This window comes from Mycobacteriales bacterium (assembly GCA_040902655.1).
GTDB lineage: Bacteria > Actinomycetota > Actinomycetes > Mycobacteriales > SCTD01 > SCTD01.
Window position 1 is genome coordinate 50,668 of record JBBDWV010000026.1, and the last position, 14,784, is coordinate 65,451.

The 14,784-nt window shown below is 70.0% G+C and carries 16 protein-coding genes; 7 read left to right on the forward strand and 9 right to left on the reverse strand.

Annotated elements, in window-relative coordinates; translation table 11 throughout:
- Window positions 1-21: 21 nt before the first annotated feature.
- Window positions 22-1,170, reverse strand: coding sequence for an acyl-CoA dehydrogenase family protein (locus WD794_08175; protein ID MEX2290284.1), 1,149 nt, complete (start codon window positions 1,168-1,170; stop codon window positions 22-24).
- 335 nt (window positions 1,171-1,505) lie between these two features.
- On the opposite strand from WD794_08175, the gene WD794_08180 reads away from it, so the two are divergent.
- Genes WD794_08180 through WD794_08210 form a run of 7 tightly spaced genes read left to right on the forward strand, consistent with a single transcriptional unit; the run spans window position 1,506 to window position 7,909 of the window.
- The gene (locus tag WD794_08180; GenBank protein MEX2290285.1) at window positions 1,506-2,543 is read left to right on the forward strand and encodes a hypothetical protein; all 1,038 of its coding nucleotides are present in this window, start codon (window positions 1,506-1,508) and stop codon (window positions 2,541-2,543) included.
- Window positions 2,543-3,739 carry a thiolase family protein gene (locus WD794_08185; GenBank protein MEX2290286.1) on the forward strand — a complete coding sequence of 399 codons (1,197 nt, stop codon included), beginning with the start codon at window positions 2,543-2,545 and terminating at the stop codon, window positions 3,737-3,739. Before WD794_08180 ends, WD794_08185 begins: the two co-directional genes overlap by 1 nt.
- The gene (locus tag WD794_08190; GenBank protein ID MEX2290287.1) at window positions 3,736-4,257 is read left to right on the forward strand and encodes an OB-fold domain-containing protein; all 522 of its coding nucleotides are present in this window, start codon (window positions 3,736-3,738) and stop codon (window positions 4,255-4,257) included. Before WD794_08185 ends, WD794_08190 begins: the two co-directional genes overlap by 4 nt.
- On the forward strand, window positions 4,254-5,561 hold the full coding sequence (locus tag WD794_08195; GenBank protein MEX2290288.1) for an FAD-dependent oxidoreductase: 1,308 nt from the start codon (window positions 4,254-4,256) through the stop codon (window positions 5,559-5,561). The genes WD794_08190 and WD794_08195 overlap by 4 nt, the downstream gene beginning before the upstream one ends.
- A 1-nt stretch (window position 5,562) precedes the next feature.
- Window positions 5,563-6,720 carry a transporter gene (locus tag WD794_08200; protein ID MEX2290289.1) on the forward strand — a complete coding sequence of 386 codons (1,158 nt, stop codon included), beginning with the start codon at window positions 5,563-5,565 and terminating at the stop codon, window positions 6,718-6,720.
- Window positions 6,717-7,136, forward strand: a complete 420-nt coding sequence (locus WD794_08205; protein MEX2290290.1) for an OB-fold domain-containing protein — start codon at window positions 6,717-6,719, stop codon at window positions 7,134-7,136. Before WD794_08200 ends, WD794_08205 begins: the two co-directional genes overlap by 4 nt.
- 5 nt (window positions 7,137-7,141) lie before the next feature.
- On the forward strand, window positions 7,142-7,909 hold the full coding sequence (locus WD794_08210) for a crotonase/enoyl-CoA hydratase family protein (protein ID MEX2290291.1): 768 nt from the start codon (window positions 7,142-7,144) through the stop codon (window positions 7,907-7,909).
- 27 nt (window positions 7,910-7,936) lie between these two features.
- Here WD794_08210 and WD794_08215 read toward each other — a convergent pair whose 3' ends face one another.
- Genes WD794_08215 through WD794_08250 form a run of 8 tightly spaced genes read right to left on the reverse strand, consistent with a single transcriptional unit; the run spans window position 7,937 to window position 14,655 of the window.
- On the reverse strand, window positions 7,937-9,142 hold the full coding sequence (locus tag WD794_08215) for an FAD-dependent oxidoreductase (protein MEX2290292.1): 1,206 nt from the start codon (window positions 9,140-9,142) through the stop codon (window positions 7,937-7,939).
- A gap of 2 nt (window positions 9,143-9,144) precedes the next feature.
- Complete coding sequence (locus WD794_08220) at window positions 9,145-9,330, reverse strand: ferredoxin (GenBank protein MEX2290293.1); 186 nt, start codon at window positions 9,328-9,330, stop codon at window positions 9,145-9,147.
- 55 nt (window positions 9,331-9,385) lie between these two features.
- Window positions 9,386-10,237, reverse strand: a complete 852-nt coding sequence (locus WD794_08225) for a hypothetical protein (protein MEX2290294.1) — start codon at window positions 10,235-10,237, stop codon at window positions 9,386-9,388.
- Between the two features lie 58 nt (window positions 10,238-10,295).
- The gene (locus WD794_08230) at window positions 10,296-10,949 is read right to left on the reverse strand and encodes a cyclase family protein (protein ID MEX2290295.1); all 654 of its coding nucleotides are present in this window, start codon (window positions 10,947-10,949) and stop codon (window positions 10,296-10,298) included.
- Window positions 10,950-10,981: 32 nt separating this feature from the next.
- Entirely contained in the window at window positions 10,982-11,815 is an 834-nt protein-coding gene (locus tag WD794_08235; protein MEX2290296.1) for an MBL fold metallo-hydrolase, read from the reverse strand.
- A gap of 55 nt (window positions 11,816-11,870) precedes the next feature.
- Window positions 11,871-13,097, reverse strand: a complete 1,227-nt coding sequence (locus WD794_08240; GenBank protein ID MEX2290297.1) for an amidohydrolase family protein — start codon at window positions 13,095-13,097, stop codon at window positions 11,871-11,873.
- A complete protein-coding gene (locus tag WD794_08245; protein MEX2290298.1) occupies window positions 13,094-14,266 on the reverse strand; it encodes an amidohydrolase family protein in 1,173 nt (390 codons plus the stop codon). Before WD794_08245 ends, WD794_08240 begins: the two co-directional genes overlap by 4 nt.
- Window positions 14,263-14,655: a Rieske (2Fe-2S) protein gene (locus tag WD794_08250; protein ID MEX2290299.1), complete on the reverse strand. Its 393-nt coding sequence runs from the start codon at window positions 14,653-14,655 to the stop codon at window positions 14,263-14,265. Before WD794_08250 ends, WD794_08245 begins: the two co-directional genes overlap by 4 nt.
- Window positions 14,656-14,784 lie beyond the last annotated feature (129 nt).

A 14,784-nucleotide genomic window follows, 5' to 3' on the forward strand; every position in this document is an offset into this window, starting at 1 on the left:
CTCTTCATCGGGGTGCTGCGCTCAGGACTTCCTGGGGAACAGGCTCTTGCCCACGATGTGCTTCATCACTTCGATGGAGCCGCCGCCGATCCGGGTCATGCGCGCGTCCACGAAGGCGCGGGCGATCGGGTATTCCGTCACGTAGCCGTAGCCGCCGAACAGCTGGACGCACTCGTCCATGACCCGTCCCTGCAGCTGCGTGGTCGTCATCTTGGCCATGGCCGCATCGAGCGAGTCCAGTCCTCCGGCGACGTGCAGCTCGAGGCAGCGGTCCACCAGGACGCGCTGCGCCAGCACGTCGGCGTGCAGCTGCGCGAGGGTGAACTGGGTGTTCTGGAAATCGGCCAGCGTCTGCCCGAACATCTCCCGCTCGCGTACATAGGTGACCGTCCAGGCCAGCGCGGCCTCGCACGAGGACACCGCGCGCACGGCCTGCACAAGTCGCTCCTGCGCGAGCTCCTCCATCAGGTGGTAGAAGCCGCGACCCGCACCGCCTAGCAGGTTGGTCGTCGGGACGCGGACGTCGGAGAAGAAGAGTTCTGCCGTGTCCTGCGCCTTGCAGCCGATCTTGTCCAGGCTGCGCCCGCGGGTGAAGCCCGGCCGATCGGTCTCGACGAGCAGCAGACTGACGCCCTTGGCGCCGGGCACCTCCTCGGTGCGGCAGGCGAGCACGAGCAGGTCTGCGGTGTGCCCGTTCGTGATCCATGTCTTCTGGCCGTTGACGACATAGTCGTCCCCGTCGCGGACGGCGGAGGTGCGCAGGTTCTGCAGGTCGCTGCCTCCCGAGGGCTCCGACATGCAGACCGCCGCGACGACCTCTCCGGACACCATCCCGGGCAGCCAGTGCTGCTTCTGCTCCTCGCTGCCGAAGTGCACGAGGTACGGCGCCACGATGTCGGACTGCAGGTAGAAGGTGGGAGCTACGGCGCCGACCCGGGCCATCTCCTCGGTCACGACCGCGCTGTACAGGAAGTCGCTGCTGCCGCCGCCGTACTCCTCGGGCACCATCGGGCACAGGATCCCGACTGCTCCGGCCTTGAGCCACACGTCCCGCGGGACCATTCCAGCCTTCTCCCACTCCGCGTAGTGCGGGGAGATCTCGGCCGCGATGAAGCGTCGGACGGTGTCGCGGAACATCTCGTGCTCGGCGGAGAACAGGCTCCTAGGGATCACATCGTCCTTCCGGGCCAGCGCGAAATTGGTAGAACTCTTCCGTTACTCGAATCTCGCATTGCCATCGGCTGGCTGTCAACTCGCGCCTGCTTGGGCTCAGCCACGTCAAGGGGACCTTGACGTGACTGCCGCGCCCATGTCACTGTTCGACTATTGGAAGATTTGTTCAGTACCTTGGAAGGCACGTGACGCCGGTACTCCTGCGGAGGACCGCGCTCAGCAGGCGTCCCAGACGCCGGGAAGGCACGCCCTTGAGCACAGCAGCAGTGGCACTGGTCGGGGTCGGACAGACCCGCCTGCAACGGGACGTCGCGCATCAGAGCCTGGAAGAGATGGTCTTCGACGCCTCTCGCGCCGCCCTCGCCGACGCGGGCCTCACGATCGCCGACATCGATGCGGTGATGCTCTCCACGACGGATCAGGTCGAGGGCCGGGTGATCGAGAGCATGGTCACCAACGGCGCGGCCGGCGGTGTCGGACGAGACGTCACCACCATCACGTCCGCCGGCGAGCACGCCCTCATCTACGGCTACCTGCGATTGCGGGCGGGGCAGTCGCGACGCGTGCTGGTCGTGGTCTGGAGCAAGGAGTCCGAGAGCATGGACTCCGCCCACGCAGATCTGCTGGGCGCCGAGCCCTTCCTGCTGCGGCCGCTCGGGATGACGTCCGTCGTGGCAGCCGGGCTGCAGGCAAGTGCCTACGCCGCGCGCCACGGGCTGGAGGAGGCGGTCGTGCAGGGCGTGCGTGAGGCCAGCGCACGCCAGACCGCTCGTGTGCACCCGGACCTGGGCTCCACGACGGACGGGCATGTCGCGGCGTGGCCGCTCACCGACGCCGATCTGCCGCAGGGCTGCGACGCGGCGTGTGCCGCCGTGCTCGTGGTCGCCGACGAGGTTACCGCCGAGCACGTGCCGGCCTGGATCTCCGGCGTCGGCTGGGTGACCGAGCGCTACGACCTGGGCGGGCGGGACCTGACCCGCTTCGAGGCGCTCGAGGCGGCGACCGAAATGGCCCTGGGAGCTGGCGGTTCCGCTGCCTCGGCCGATGTCGTCGAGGTGCAGCAGATCAGCTCGGTGGGGCTGCTTGCCGCGCTCGAGGCGCTCGGCCTGGCCCCGGACGGCAAGGGCGCCGATGTGGTGACGCGCAGCGCCCCGGTCGTGAACCCCTCGGGCGGCAACCTGTTCGCGAACCCCGGCAACGCCGCAGGTGTGCTCAGGCTGCTCGCGGCGGCCCAGCAGGTGCGGGGCCGGGCGGGTGAGGTGCAGGTCACCCCCCAGCCGACCAGCGCCGTCGGTGCGGCCCTCCACGGGCTGGCCGGCCAGGGCGCCGCAGTCGTGGCGTTCACCTCCGAGCAGGGAGCGGCAGCCTGATGGGCAACGTCGGGATCGTGGGAGTCGGGCAGACCGCCTTCCAGAAGACGCGCACGGACGTCACCTACCCCGAGCTCGTCCGCGAGGGCGCGATGCTCGCCCTCGACGACGCGGGTCTGACGATGGACGACGTCGAGGCGGTCGTGGTCCCGCTCGCGCCCGATGCGCTCATCGGCATCGGCAACGGCGAGCGCTGGTGCATCGATGCGCTCGGGGCGCAGGGCAAGCCCTTCATGCGGGTGAACACCGGTGGCGCCACCGGCCTCACCGCCGTCCAGGCCGGCTACATGCAGGTCGCCTCGGGCATGTTCGACGTCGTGCTGGTGACCGGCGCCGACCGGGTTTCGGAGTCCAACTCCGCGCAATCGGTGCTCAACAAGATGTGGGACGTCGCCTACGAGCGGCCGTTCCCGCTGAACACGATCACCATGCTGGCCCTGTCCGCTCAGCGCTACAACGCGATGTACGGCGCGGACGAGCGGGACATGGCGCGCGTCACGGTGAAGAACCGCCGGCATGCATCACTGAACCCCAAGGCCCATCTGCGCAAGACCATCACTGAGGACGAGGTGCTCGGCACCCGGATGATCTCGTGGCCGCTGAAGCTCGCCGACCTGTGCCCGTCCTCGACAGGCGCCGCCGCTGTGGTCCTGGTCAGCGAGCGATATGCCCGCCGGCTGGACAAGCCGGTCGCCTGGGTGCGGGGTATCGGCCAGAGTAGCGAGACGTTCTGGATGGGTGACCGGGTGGGACCAGCGAACGTCGGCGACCACGCCGATGCCGACGCGCTCGGCGACGCGATCCAGAGCGCTTACGACCAGGCGGGCATCAACGACCCTTGCTCGCAGATCGACGTCGCCGAGTTGTACGCGCCGTTCTCGAGCGTTGAGCTTCATGCCATCGAGGCCGCCGGCCTCTGCGGCAAGGGCGAGTCCTTCGGCCGCATCGCCGCGGGGGAGTTCGCACTCGGCGCAGAGGGGCCCGTCGTGAACCCTTCCGGCGGCACGCTGGCGACCAACCCGATCGCCGTCACCGGACTTGTCAGGGCGGCTGAGGTCGCTTTGCAGGTGACCGGACGGGCAGATGCCCACCAGGTGCCCGGCGCCTCGGTGGGTCTGGCCACCGCCATCGGTGGCGACCACCAGTTCTACGCATCCCTGGTCCTGGCCAACCACCTCGAGGAGATCGCCCGATGACCGTCACTACGCCGCAGACCACGTCCGAGCCGGTGTTCTTCGAGCAGACCTGGGACCTGTCCTACCGGCACGCCCTGGGCGAGACCGTCGGTAGCTTCCTGCAGGGCGTCAAGGACAAGAAGCTCCTCGGGCGTCGGTGCCCGGTGTGCACGCGAGTGTTGTTCCCGGCCCGGTCCTTCTGCGACCGCGATCACGTCGCCACCGAGGAGTACGTGGAGGTCGGCCACACCGGTGTACTGGAGATGTTCACCATCGTGTACGAGGCCTTCCCCGGCATGCGGGTGGCACCGCCGTACGTGCTGGCGTACGCGCTGCTCGACGGGGCGGACACCGCCGTCGTGGGCTACGTGAAGGGTATGGACCTCTCGGACGTCAAAGCTGCCTCCGGCCGGCTGACCGTCGGGACCCCGCTGGTCGTGCGCTTCCAGGAAAAGCCGGAGGGCGCGGTCACAGACTTCTGGTTCGAGCTGGCCGATTCGGGCGAGGAGACTGCCGGCGCCGCGCCCGACCTCGGATGAGCTGCAGCGCACGCGTCGCGGTCATCGGCGCCGGGGCAGCCGGTCTCAGCTCTGCGCGGCACCTGCTGGAGGCCGGGCACGAGGTGACCGTGTTCGAGTTGGGCTCCTACGTCGGCGGCCTTTGGGTCTACGACAACGACAACGGGCTCAGCGCGGCGTACGCCTCGCTGCACATCAACTCCGAGCCTCGGGTCACCCACTTCCGCGGCCTGCCGTTCGAGGACACGTCGTCGCTGTTTCCCTCGCACCGGGAGGTCAGCGACTACCTCGACCGGGTGGCGGACGTGTGCGGGATCCGCCCGCACATCCGCTTCAACTGCCGCGTCGTCGACGTGTCACCGCTCGGTGGAGCGCCCGAGGCGGGCTGGGCGGTGCGCCTCCAGGACGGGAGGACGGAGGAGTTCGACGCCGTCGTCGTCAGCTCCGGTCATCAGGGCGTGCCGGCGCACCCGGAGTGGGCCGCGCAGTTCGCGGGCGAATACCTGCACTCGCACGACTACCGCGAGCCCGAGCCGTTCCGCGGCAAAACCGTGCTGGTCGTCGGCGTCGGCAACAGCGGGCTCGACATCGCAGCGGACCTGGCGCCGGTGGCGGCCCGCACGTACAGCGCCGCTCGCTCACCGGTCCTCATCATGCCGAGGATGATGTTCGGCGTGCCGACGGCGCGCGTGCTGGCCAAGGTCATGAAGCCCTGGATGCCGTGGGTCGTGCAGCGCCAGGTCCTGCGGACGATCAGCCGCATCTTCAACGGCCCCATGGAGAAATGGGGCTTTCGCACCCCGGTGACGCGCACCCACCCGGCGAGTAGCGCCACCTACATGTCCTACGTCGCCTACCGCAAGATCCTGGTCAAGCCGGGCGTCATGGGGGTCTCGGGACGGACGGTGACCTTCAGCGACGGCGACAGCATCGACGTCGACGTGGTGATCGGTGCGACGGGCTACGAGGTGGACCTGCCGTTCCTGTCGCCAGAGATCTCACCCGTCGTGGGTCGACGGCTGGAGGCCTACCGGCGCATCGTGCACCCGGACTGGCCGGGCCTATACTTCGTCGGCTTCTTCAACGTCAGTGGAGGGGCGAACATCTCCATGATGGACGTGCAGACGCAGTGGCTGGCCCGGCTCGTGAGCGGGGAGGCCGAGCTGCCCTCGCGCGATGAGATGCTGGCCGACATCGCTGCTGAGCAGGCCTTCCTGTCCAGCCACTACCCAGGGGCGGCGCGGTACGGACTGGAGCTGGATCCCGTGCGCTACCGCAAGCAGATGGCCCGCGAGCTCGAGTCCTCTGCACGGGCGGGTGTCTGAAGTGTCCTTGCGCGCAGCCGCGGCCGTCGTCGGGATCGGCGAGACCGAATACACGCGCCGGAGCGCGAAGACCTCGATGGAACTGCAGTTCGAGGCGTCGCTCACGGCTGTGGCCGACGCCGGACTGACGCCCCGGGACATCGACGGCGTCATCCCCGTCGGGATCACCGGAGCGCCGGCCGAGCAGTATGTCGCCAACTTCGGGATCGAGGACCTGCGCTTCTCGGCGCTCATCCCGCACGGTGGGGCCAGCGGCATCGGAGCACTGCAGGCCGCAGCCGCCGCGATCGCGACCGGCGTGTGCGAGACCGTGCTCGTCGCGGCCGGGCGCAATGTCAGCTCCGGCGCCAGGGCAGGCGTCCGCATCCACTCGATGCCGCAGTTCCACCTCGTCACCGAGTTCGAGCGGCCCATCGGCGCCACAGCACCGGCGCAGCTCTACGCGCCGATGGCCCGCCGCCACATGGAGCTGTACGGCACGACCAGCGCGCAGTTCGGCGAGATCGCCGTGACCATGCGCGAACACGCGCTGCTGCACGGCAACGCGGTGATGACAAAGCCGATCACGCTGGAGGACCACCAGCAGTCACGGATGATCGCCGATCCGTTCCGCCTGCTCGACTGCAGCCTGGAGAGCGACGGTGGAGCCGCCTTCGTGGTCACCTCGGCCGAGCGCGCGAGGGACCTCCGCCAGCCCAGCGTCGAGCTGCAGGGGGTAGCCATGGGGCACCCGCACTCGCCGAGCTCCATCACGCAGCGCGACGACATGACGAGGATCGGCATCGCCAAGGCGGCGCCGGTTGCCTTCGGGATGGCCGGGCTCGGTCCCGAAGACATGGACGTCGCCGAGATCTACGACTGCTTCACCTACGTGGTGCTTTGCCAGCTGGAGGACCTGGGGTTCTGCGCCAAGGGCGAGGGCGGCCGCTTCGTCGAGGGCGGTCGGCTGCGGCTGGACGGCGCGCTGCCCACCAATACCCACGGGGGGCTGCTGTCGCAGGGGCACATGCTGGGGATGAACCACATCGTGGAACTCGTCCGACAGCTGCGTGGGCAGGCCGGGCGAGCGCAGGTGGCGGGTGCCGAAGTGGGTCTGGCCACCGGCTACGGCGACATGGGCGACGGCGGACTGGCCGTCATGGCACGGGGACGCGGATGAGCGACGGAGGGCCGGTGGCCGGACTGGCAGCGGACTACTGGAGGGGCGCCGAGCGGGGGGAGCTCGTGCTCCAGCAGTGCTTGCACTGCGGGCTGGTGCGGCACTACCCGCAGGTGCTGTGCCCGCGGTGCACGTCCTTCGAGGTCGGGCCGCTGGTCGCGACTGGACGCGGGACGGTGCACAGCTGGACCGTCGCGCACCATCCCTACGACCCGGTATTCGCAGACGAGGTGCCGTACGTCCTGCTCACGGTCGACATGGAGGAGGGCGTGCGCGTGCTGGGGCGCTTCCCGGAGGCTGACGGGCTGTGTCTGGGCCTGCCCGTGCAGCTGGGCTTCACGCGCGACGGCACCGCTCAGCCGCGCCCGGTCTTCTCCCGCCGCGTCGCTGACGCCGGCGCAGCAGCGGGAGACTGAGCACCATGCCGACACCCAAGGTCCTGGTGGACGTCCACGACGGGTTGATGGTGATCACTCTCAACCGGCCCGAGGTGAAGAACGCCATCGACCGCGATGTGTCGTACGGCGTCTGCGCCGCCGTGGACGAGCTCGACGCGCGGGATGACCTGCGCGTCGGGATCCTCACCGGCGCCGGCGGGACCTTCTGCTCGGGAATGGACCTGGTGGCTTTCCTGCGCGGAGAGTCCCCGCGGGTGAAGGGCCGGGGGATCCTGGGCATCGCGCGCACGCCACCGGACAAGCCGCTCATCGCCGCGGTCGAGGGGTACGCGCTGGCCGGGGGGTTCGAGGCCGTCCTGGCCTGCGACCTGGTGGTCGCCTCGAGCGAGGCGCAGTTCGGCCTGCCAGAGGCCCGTCGCGGCCTGGCGGCCGCGGCGGGCGGGCTGATCCGGCTGCCCCGCCTGGTCCCGCAGCGCGTGGCGATGGAGCTCGCCCTGACGGGCGCCCCGGTCGATGCTGGGCGGCTGCACCACTTCGGCCTGGTGAACCGGATCGTCGCGCCGGGGCAGGCGCTGGCCGAGAGCAGACTGCTGGCCGAGCAGATCATCGCGAACGCGCCGCTGTCGGTCGCGGCCAGCAAGCGCGTGATCCTGGCTCAGCGCGACTGGTCAGCGCAGGACAGCTTCGACCGCCAGGACGAGATCACCGCTGAGGTCCTGGCGTCCGAGGACGCGCGCGAAGGGGCCGCCGCCTTCGCCGAGAAGCGGCCGGCCCGCTGGACCGGTCGCTGACCGCTCGCCCGAGCCTCCGGGCCCGGCTCAGGCGGCGACCGCTTGCAGCGCGTCGGCGCGGGCGACCAACTCGGCGCGGTGGGGGAGCAGACTTTTGACCGCCCCCAGTCCGGCGACGCCGACGAGGGTGCCGTCGAGGTGGTAGCCGACGACGAGCTCGTGGTCCGGCCCCTCGTGCAGCACCCGCGTGTCGTGCAGCCCTGAGGCGGGGTTCCCGAAGGCCTGCAGCCGAAGGTCGTACTGGTCGGTCCAGAACGAGGGGATCGGCACGAAGGGCTTGTCGGGCGCAGAGCCGTAGCCCATTTCGGCGACGAGCGAGTGGGCGGCCCGCTTGGCCGTCTCGGGGACCATGTTCCAGTGCTCGATCCGACGGGGCCGGTCGCCGTAGAGGGGATGGGGGAAGCGGGCGACGTCGCCGACGGCCACCACCCGGTCCCCCCCTACAGCCCGCAGGGAATTGTCACACAGGACCCCGTCCTCGAGGTCGAGCCCGTTCCCCGCGAGCCAGTCAACGTTGGGTTTCGACCCGACGGCCTCGACGACCACGTCGGCGGCGAGCACGTCGCCCGACCCGAGCACGACGCCCTCGACGCGATCCTCGCCCCGGAGGCCAACGACGGCCTGCTCGGTACGGATCTGCACGCCGTGCCGGGCGTGGCGCCGCGCGACAACGTCGGCCAACTCGCCGCCGAGGTGCTGCTCGAGCGGGCGCCGCTGAGGGATGACCAGCGTGACGTCGGACCCTCGGACTGAAGCGGACGCAGCCACCTCGCAGCCAAGGAAGCCGCCGCCGACGACCACGACTCGGGCCCCCGGCGATAGGACACGGCGCAGGGCGCGCGAGTCACCCGCGGTGCGCAGGACATACCGGCCGGCGGCGGGCCCCGGAGCGGCCAGCCGGCGGGGACGCAGACCGGTGGCCACGACCAGGCCGTCGAACGGAATTTGCTCGCCGTCGGCGAGGTCGAGCTGGCCGTCGCCGATCGCTGCGCCAACGACCGCGCGACCCAGCCGCCACTGGATCCGGTCCCAACTGGGCTTGCGCCGGAAGAGCTCGAGTTCGTAGGCCTCCGCCTGCGTGAGCGCCTGCTTGGACAGGGCGGGCCGGTTGTACGGCTGCTCCGGCTCCTCACCGATGACGGTGACGGTGCCCGGGAAGCCTGCCGCCAGCAGCGACTCCGCCGCCCGGAGCCCCGAGAGAGACCCGCCGACGACGACGAGCTGGTCGACCACGGCTACTCCTCGAGGGAAATGGCCTGGACGGGGCAGGCATCGATGGACGCCTCGACGTCGTCGAGCAGGTCAGGACCCGGGTCGGCGTCGTACTCCAGGCCCTCCTCGGCCAGCGTGAAGACCTTCGGGGCCGCCAGGGTGCACTGGCCGTGCTCCTTGCAGAGCTCTCGATCGACAACGACTCTCATGTGTCCTGGTCCTCCGTCATCGTGCGGATCGGCGTGTACAGCGGAACACCCGGTGTCACGACGCGAGATCGGTCAGGACCTCGAGCACCGCCTCCACGTGCTGGTGCACCACGTCGCGGCCCTCCAGGACGAGCCCGTGGGCCGGGGCGATGCGGCCGACGTCGTACTCGTCGAATAGCGCCCGCACCCCGTCGAGCAAGGTTGTCGTTTTGGCGTGGCGCAGCCATTCGAACTTCGAGGTGAGGTGACCGGCGACCTGCGTCGGGTCCTGTTGCGCAGGCATCGCCGCGGTCAGCCGGCGTGGGCCGTCCGCCAGCTCGTTCAGGGTGTGCGTGAAGGAGTCCGACGTGAACAGGGTCGCGGTGGCGGCGTCGTAAGCCCACCAGGTCGCCAGCAGCCGGAGGCTGGGCGGGATCACCTGGAGGTCCCGGGCCGGACCAACCGGCATCCGGAAACCGGCTGGCATGCGCTCGAGCTGGATGCGCTCCCGCCGGTCGCCGAACTGCACCTCCCCGGCTGCCTCGAAGGAGTCGAACGGGTTCGGGCCGCCCCCGGCATAAAGGCGGTCCACCGGGAATGCACGGGCGATGGCGCCGATGCCGCCGGTCGTGTCCGGCTCCGCTCGCGTGACGAAGATGCTTACCGGTGAGCCGGCAGGGAGCAGCTGCTGCAGCTGCTCGACCACGACGTCGCCGAGCACCGCCGGTCCGGGGTCTACGACCAGGCAGTGACCGTCGTCGAGCAGCACGTAGCAGTTCGACGGCTGCCACCCGCGGGCCTCCGGAGGTACCCAGCTGATCCGTCCGTCCAGCGCGATGCTGCTGCCCAGGAGGTAGAGCGCGTCGGGCACCAGCTCCACCAGCGCCGCCGCGGTCTCGGTCGAGGCCTCCGTCTGGGTAGGGCTCATCGGAGCCGTCCTCTCTTCCAGCTGCCGGGGCTCGTTGTCACGGGTCGTCGGGTGGTGGTCACAGCTCGACGACGAAGCGCACGGGGGACCCGTCCGAGCCGTCGATCCTCAGCGGGAAGGCGAAGGCCCGGCCGCGGCGTCCGACGACGAGTTCAAGGTCCTTGAGGTGTTCGGCGATCAGGACGCCGGCGCCGAGAAGCGTGTGATGGACGGGGAAGTCGAACCCCTCCGGCCGCAGGTGCTCAGGCCGGTCGGGGGACGGGACGTCGATAGCCACCATCTTCAGCTGCTGGTCCACCAGCCAATGGGCGGCGTCGTGGCTCAGCCAGGGGTGCCGGCGGTAGGTCTCGCGATCGGTCGAGAAGTACTGCGACCAGCCGGTGCGCAGCAAGAGGATGTCGCCGGGCTGCAGACCTGGATCGGCAGTCCGGAGCTCGTCGGCGGTGATCTCGTGATCAGGGCCGCACGCCACGGCCATGCCGATCGCCGGTCCGCTGACGCGGTCGAGGGACAGCTCCTCGATGCTCTCGGCTCCCGGGATGAAGTGCGCGGGCGCGTCGAGGTGAGTGCCGGAGTGGACGGCGCAGTCCAGGTGCGTGACGTTCACGCCGTGGCTGTCCAGAGACTTCAGCCGGGTCACCCGGATCGGGGGGAGGGTCGTGAGCCCGAACATGCCGTCGGTGAAGTGGTGCGTCAGGTCCACGAGCTGCACGCGGGTCTCCTTCCTCGGGTCGTTGCGCCGGCTCAGCCGACGAACGCCTTGCGATGGGCGGCCTTGAGGACCGGCATGATCACGTTGAGGTCGTCTACGACGCTGCCGTGCGCCGGGGCGAGCAGCCGCGTGGGGTACTTCTCGAGCAGCGCGTCGAACCGGTCGAAGTACTGGTCGATCCGCACGAACCGGCTCCAGAACAGCGACGACTTCGTCAGGTGGGTGGCCAGGTCCAGGTCCGGCGGGTGGTCGAGCTCACTGGCAAGTAGCGCGCACTCCCCGACCCGGTGCAGCGGCTCGTCGACGTCGCGCGACGGCTGCGGCAGGTGCCCGTAACCGAGCGCGTCGACCGGGAAGAGCACCTGCTGCTTCTTCTCGTAGCCCCAGACGGTGGAGGGCAGGTCGCGGATCACGGCCTCGAGGACGACGAACACGAAGCCGCCGCCCAGGTCGATCTCCGTGCCGTGGGGGACCGCCGTCATGCGGTCAGCGAAGTTCGGGAAGTAGAGGTGGTAGTCGCGCAGGTCGCCCAGCACCTGCGCCTCCGGGTAGGTCGTGAGGACCCGGTCGAGGCTGCCGGCGTGCGGGATTTCGGGGTGGGAGGGGACGATGTAGTCCAGCGCCCGGCCCTGCAGGACATGCGCCAGGTCGGCCTCGATCTTGTCCCACGCACCGGCCGGGCCGGTGTCGAACAGCAGGGTCCGGTCCTCGCCCAGGACGAGGTAGGCGGAGGTGTGAAAGTGCACCGGCTCATCGAAGGCCGAGCTCTCGAGGCAGGAGCCGAGCCACCAGACGCCGCTGGCCAGCTCGCGGGGCAAGCCCGCGCCGCCGGTGGACGGAACCGCTTCTGTCTGGGTCGCGCTCATGCCGGATCTCCAGGTGGATTGGACGTCGGTGCCGGACTGTCCATTGGTCCCGTGCTCACTGCGGGACGGGCGGTTGAAACTGGGTGGGTGCGTCGAGGCCACCGGGTCCGGTCGCGCCGGGGAACTCGCTCCAGTGCCGGGAGCTGCGGGTGCTGGACAGTCGCAGCTTCTCGATCGCGTTGAGGCCGAGGATCTGGGCGCGGACCTCGCGCGAGACGCCTTGGAAGCCCATTGCCGTGCTGTAGTCGCCGTCCCAGTGCGGGTAGTCGGTCGCGAACTCGAGCGTCGTGGGCCCGAGCCACTCGATGACGCGCGCCATGTACTTCATGTCGCGCGGCTCCTCGTAGGGCTGGCGCGTGAACGAGACGTGCTCGCGGACGTAGTCCGACGGCTTCCGCTCGAGCGCCGGCACCTCGGAGCGCAGGGACTGCCAGTGCTTGTCCAGCCGCCACAGCAGCGGCAGGCACCAGGCGTAGCCTCCCTCGACGAAGGTGAAGCGAAGGTCGGGGAAGCGACCGAAGACGCCCTCCTCCAGCAGGCTGACCAGGTGAGCGGCGTAGAGCATGGAGAACTGCGCGTGGTTCTCCAGGAAAGTCCGCGGCGCGCCCGACGACGTGAGCAGCGCCGGGCCTGGGCGCTGGAGCGTGACGTGCGTGCACACGACCAGCCCGGCCCGCGACGCCGCCTCGTAGACCGGCCAGAAGGTCCGGTGCCCGAGCGGGATACCGAGGTAGGGGTTGAGCATGACCTGCACGAAGTGCGGGTGGCCGGCCCACTTCTCGATCTCGCGCACCGCGAGGTCGGGGTCCGAGCTGACGCGGATCGTGCCCTTGTAGCGCTCGTGGCCGTTGTACTCGCCGAGCCACGAGCTGGCCAGCCAGGTGTTGTTGGCGGCAGACATCGCCGCCTCGTGCTCAGGGTTGGCGGCGGACTTGTCGGTGAGCGGGATGATGACCGCCAGGTCCACACCTGCCTCGTCGAACAGCTGCCGGCCGGTCAGCCCTGGATCGGAGCCGGCGGGGCCGCCGTCGCTGCCGAAGGCGTCCAGCCGCCGTCCCTCGTTGGGAGGCGCGAAGATGACCGACGCCCCGAGGATGCCGCCACCGTAGAGAAGGTCCTTGAAGTGGGCCCACTCGGACGGGAGGCTGTCGGCTAGCTCCACGGCGCTGCGCGGGTTCACGTGGATGTCGCTGTCGACGACCTTGACAGGAACCGTCTCCGACGCGCTGGTGCCGGAGGGGGCGGCCGCTGGCGCGTGCGTGGTCGAGGACAGGCTCGTCATCGGTCTCCTCCGGTGGGCAGGCCGCGGTAGAGGTCGTGAGCATTTTCGAGCAGGACCCGGCGGCGCAGGTGCTCGTCAGCGGACGGAAGCAAACCGTCGACCGGCAGGAAGTCCCAGGCGGGGTAGCCACTTCCGTAAAGGAGAACCCTCTCTGCGTCGGACATGACGGCCCACTCGTCGACCAGCGCGTCGTCGGTCGGTCCCTCGTTGAGGCGGGACACGAAGCGCACGTTGTCCAGCAGGTACTCGGACGGGAGCCGCGACATCCAGGGCATGTCCGGCCGCATCGGCCGGTAGTCCTTGTCCATCCGCCACATCATCGTGGCGGCGAAGTCCCAGCCGCCGTCGCCGAAGACCACGCGGAACTCGGGCAGGTCGTCGAAGACGCCCTCGACCATGAGGCTGGCAAGGTGATTGACCAGCGTCAGCGGCTGGTAGGAGGCGAAGCCCAGGAAGGTGCGGAAGTAGCCGCTGGCGGAAGGGGCGAACTCGACACCGGTCTCGGCATCGGCCCGGATCATGACGGGCAGTCCGCGCTCGGCGGCAGCCCGCCAGATCGGCCAGAAGCTGCGCTTGCCGTACGGCTGGAGCGACTGCAGCGGGACGCTGACCTGGACGAACCGCGGATCGTCGGCCCAGCGCTCGATCTCGCGGACCGCTGCCTCCGCGTCGCCCGGTGCCACCCGGATGGAACCGCGGTAGCGCTGATCCGCACCGGGACGGTCGAGCCAGGTGCTGGCCAGCCACTCGTTGGTCGCCGAGCAGATGGCCGTGAGCAGGTCGATGTCGGGGAGCAGCCCCAGGGTCAGCGGGTTGAGCACCGCCATGGTGACCGGGGAGTCCACGAACAGGTGCCGCTCGAGCAGCTCGGGGTCCGACCCGGGCGGGCCGTCACCGTCGTAGGCCTCGCGCAGGTAGTCGCCCAGCACGTTTGGGTAGTAGTAGCGCTCGCCGGAGGGCAGCCGCCGGTCACCCCAGACCCGAGGGAGGTACGCGCGCAGGTCGGCCTGCTCGCGCGGCCGGACCTGGACCGAGGCGTCGACGACGTCGTGGCGGACGGTGCGACCGGAGCCGGCCCGGTCGTGCAGCGAGGTCCGGGCGAGGTCGGCCAACCGTCCGCCGGTGAGCTCGGTGGCGCCGCGCGGCGGTGTTCCGGTGGGGGCGCTCATCGGGCGACCTCCGCGGCCGCCCGAGCGGCAGGCCGGACCGGCAGGCTCACGACGATCTTCCCGTCCTGTTCGTGCGCCGGGTAGGTGAGGACCTTGATGGCGGGCTGCGCCACCGTCTCGCCCTCCGGCAGCCGGAACTCCCACCCGTGCCACGGGCAGCGCAGGATCTTGCCGTCGGCCTCCCAGCGGCGCTGCCCGGGACCGTCCGAGACGACCATGCCCGTGAGCACGCCGCGGCACAGCGGCGCACCTGCGTGCGGACACAGGTTGCGCACCGCGACGTACTCGCCGTCGATGTTGTAGATCCCGAACTCGAGCTTGCCGATCGTCACGATCGAACTGCCGCCGGGGGGAACCTCCTGCGCGTCACACACCACGTGCTCGGTCATGCGGTCATCCCGTCCGTCGTGTCGGCCGGCAACGCGCGAGCCCGCGTCCTCTGCAGACAGGTTCTCTCATGCGCGTCAGGCGCTCTTCGGGAACTGGAAACTTATTCCTAGTTCCAGGATACTCGGTCA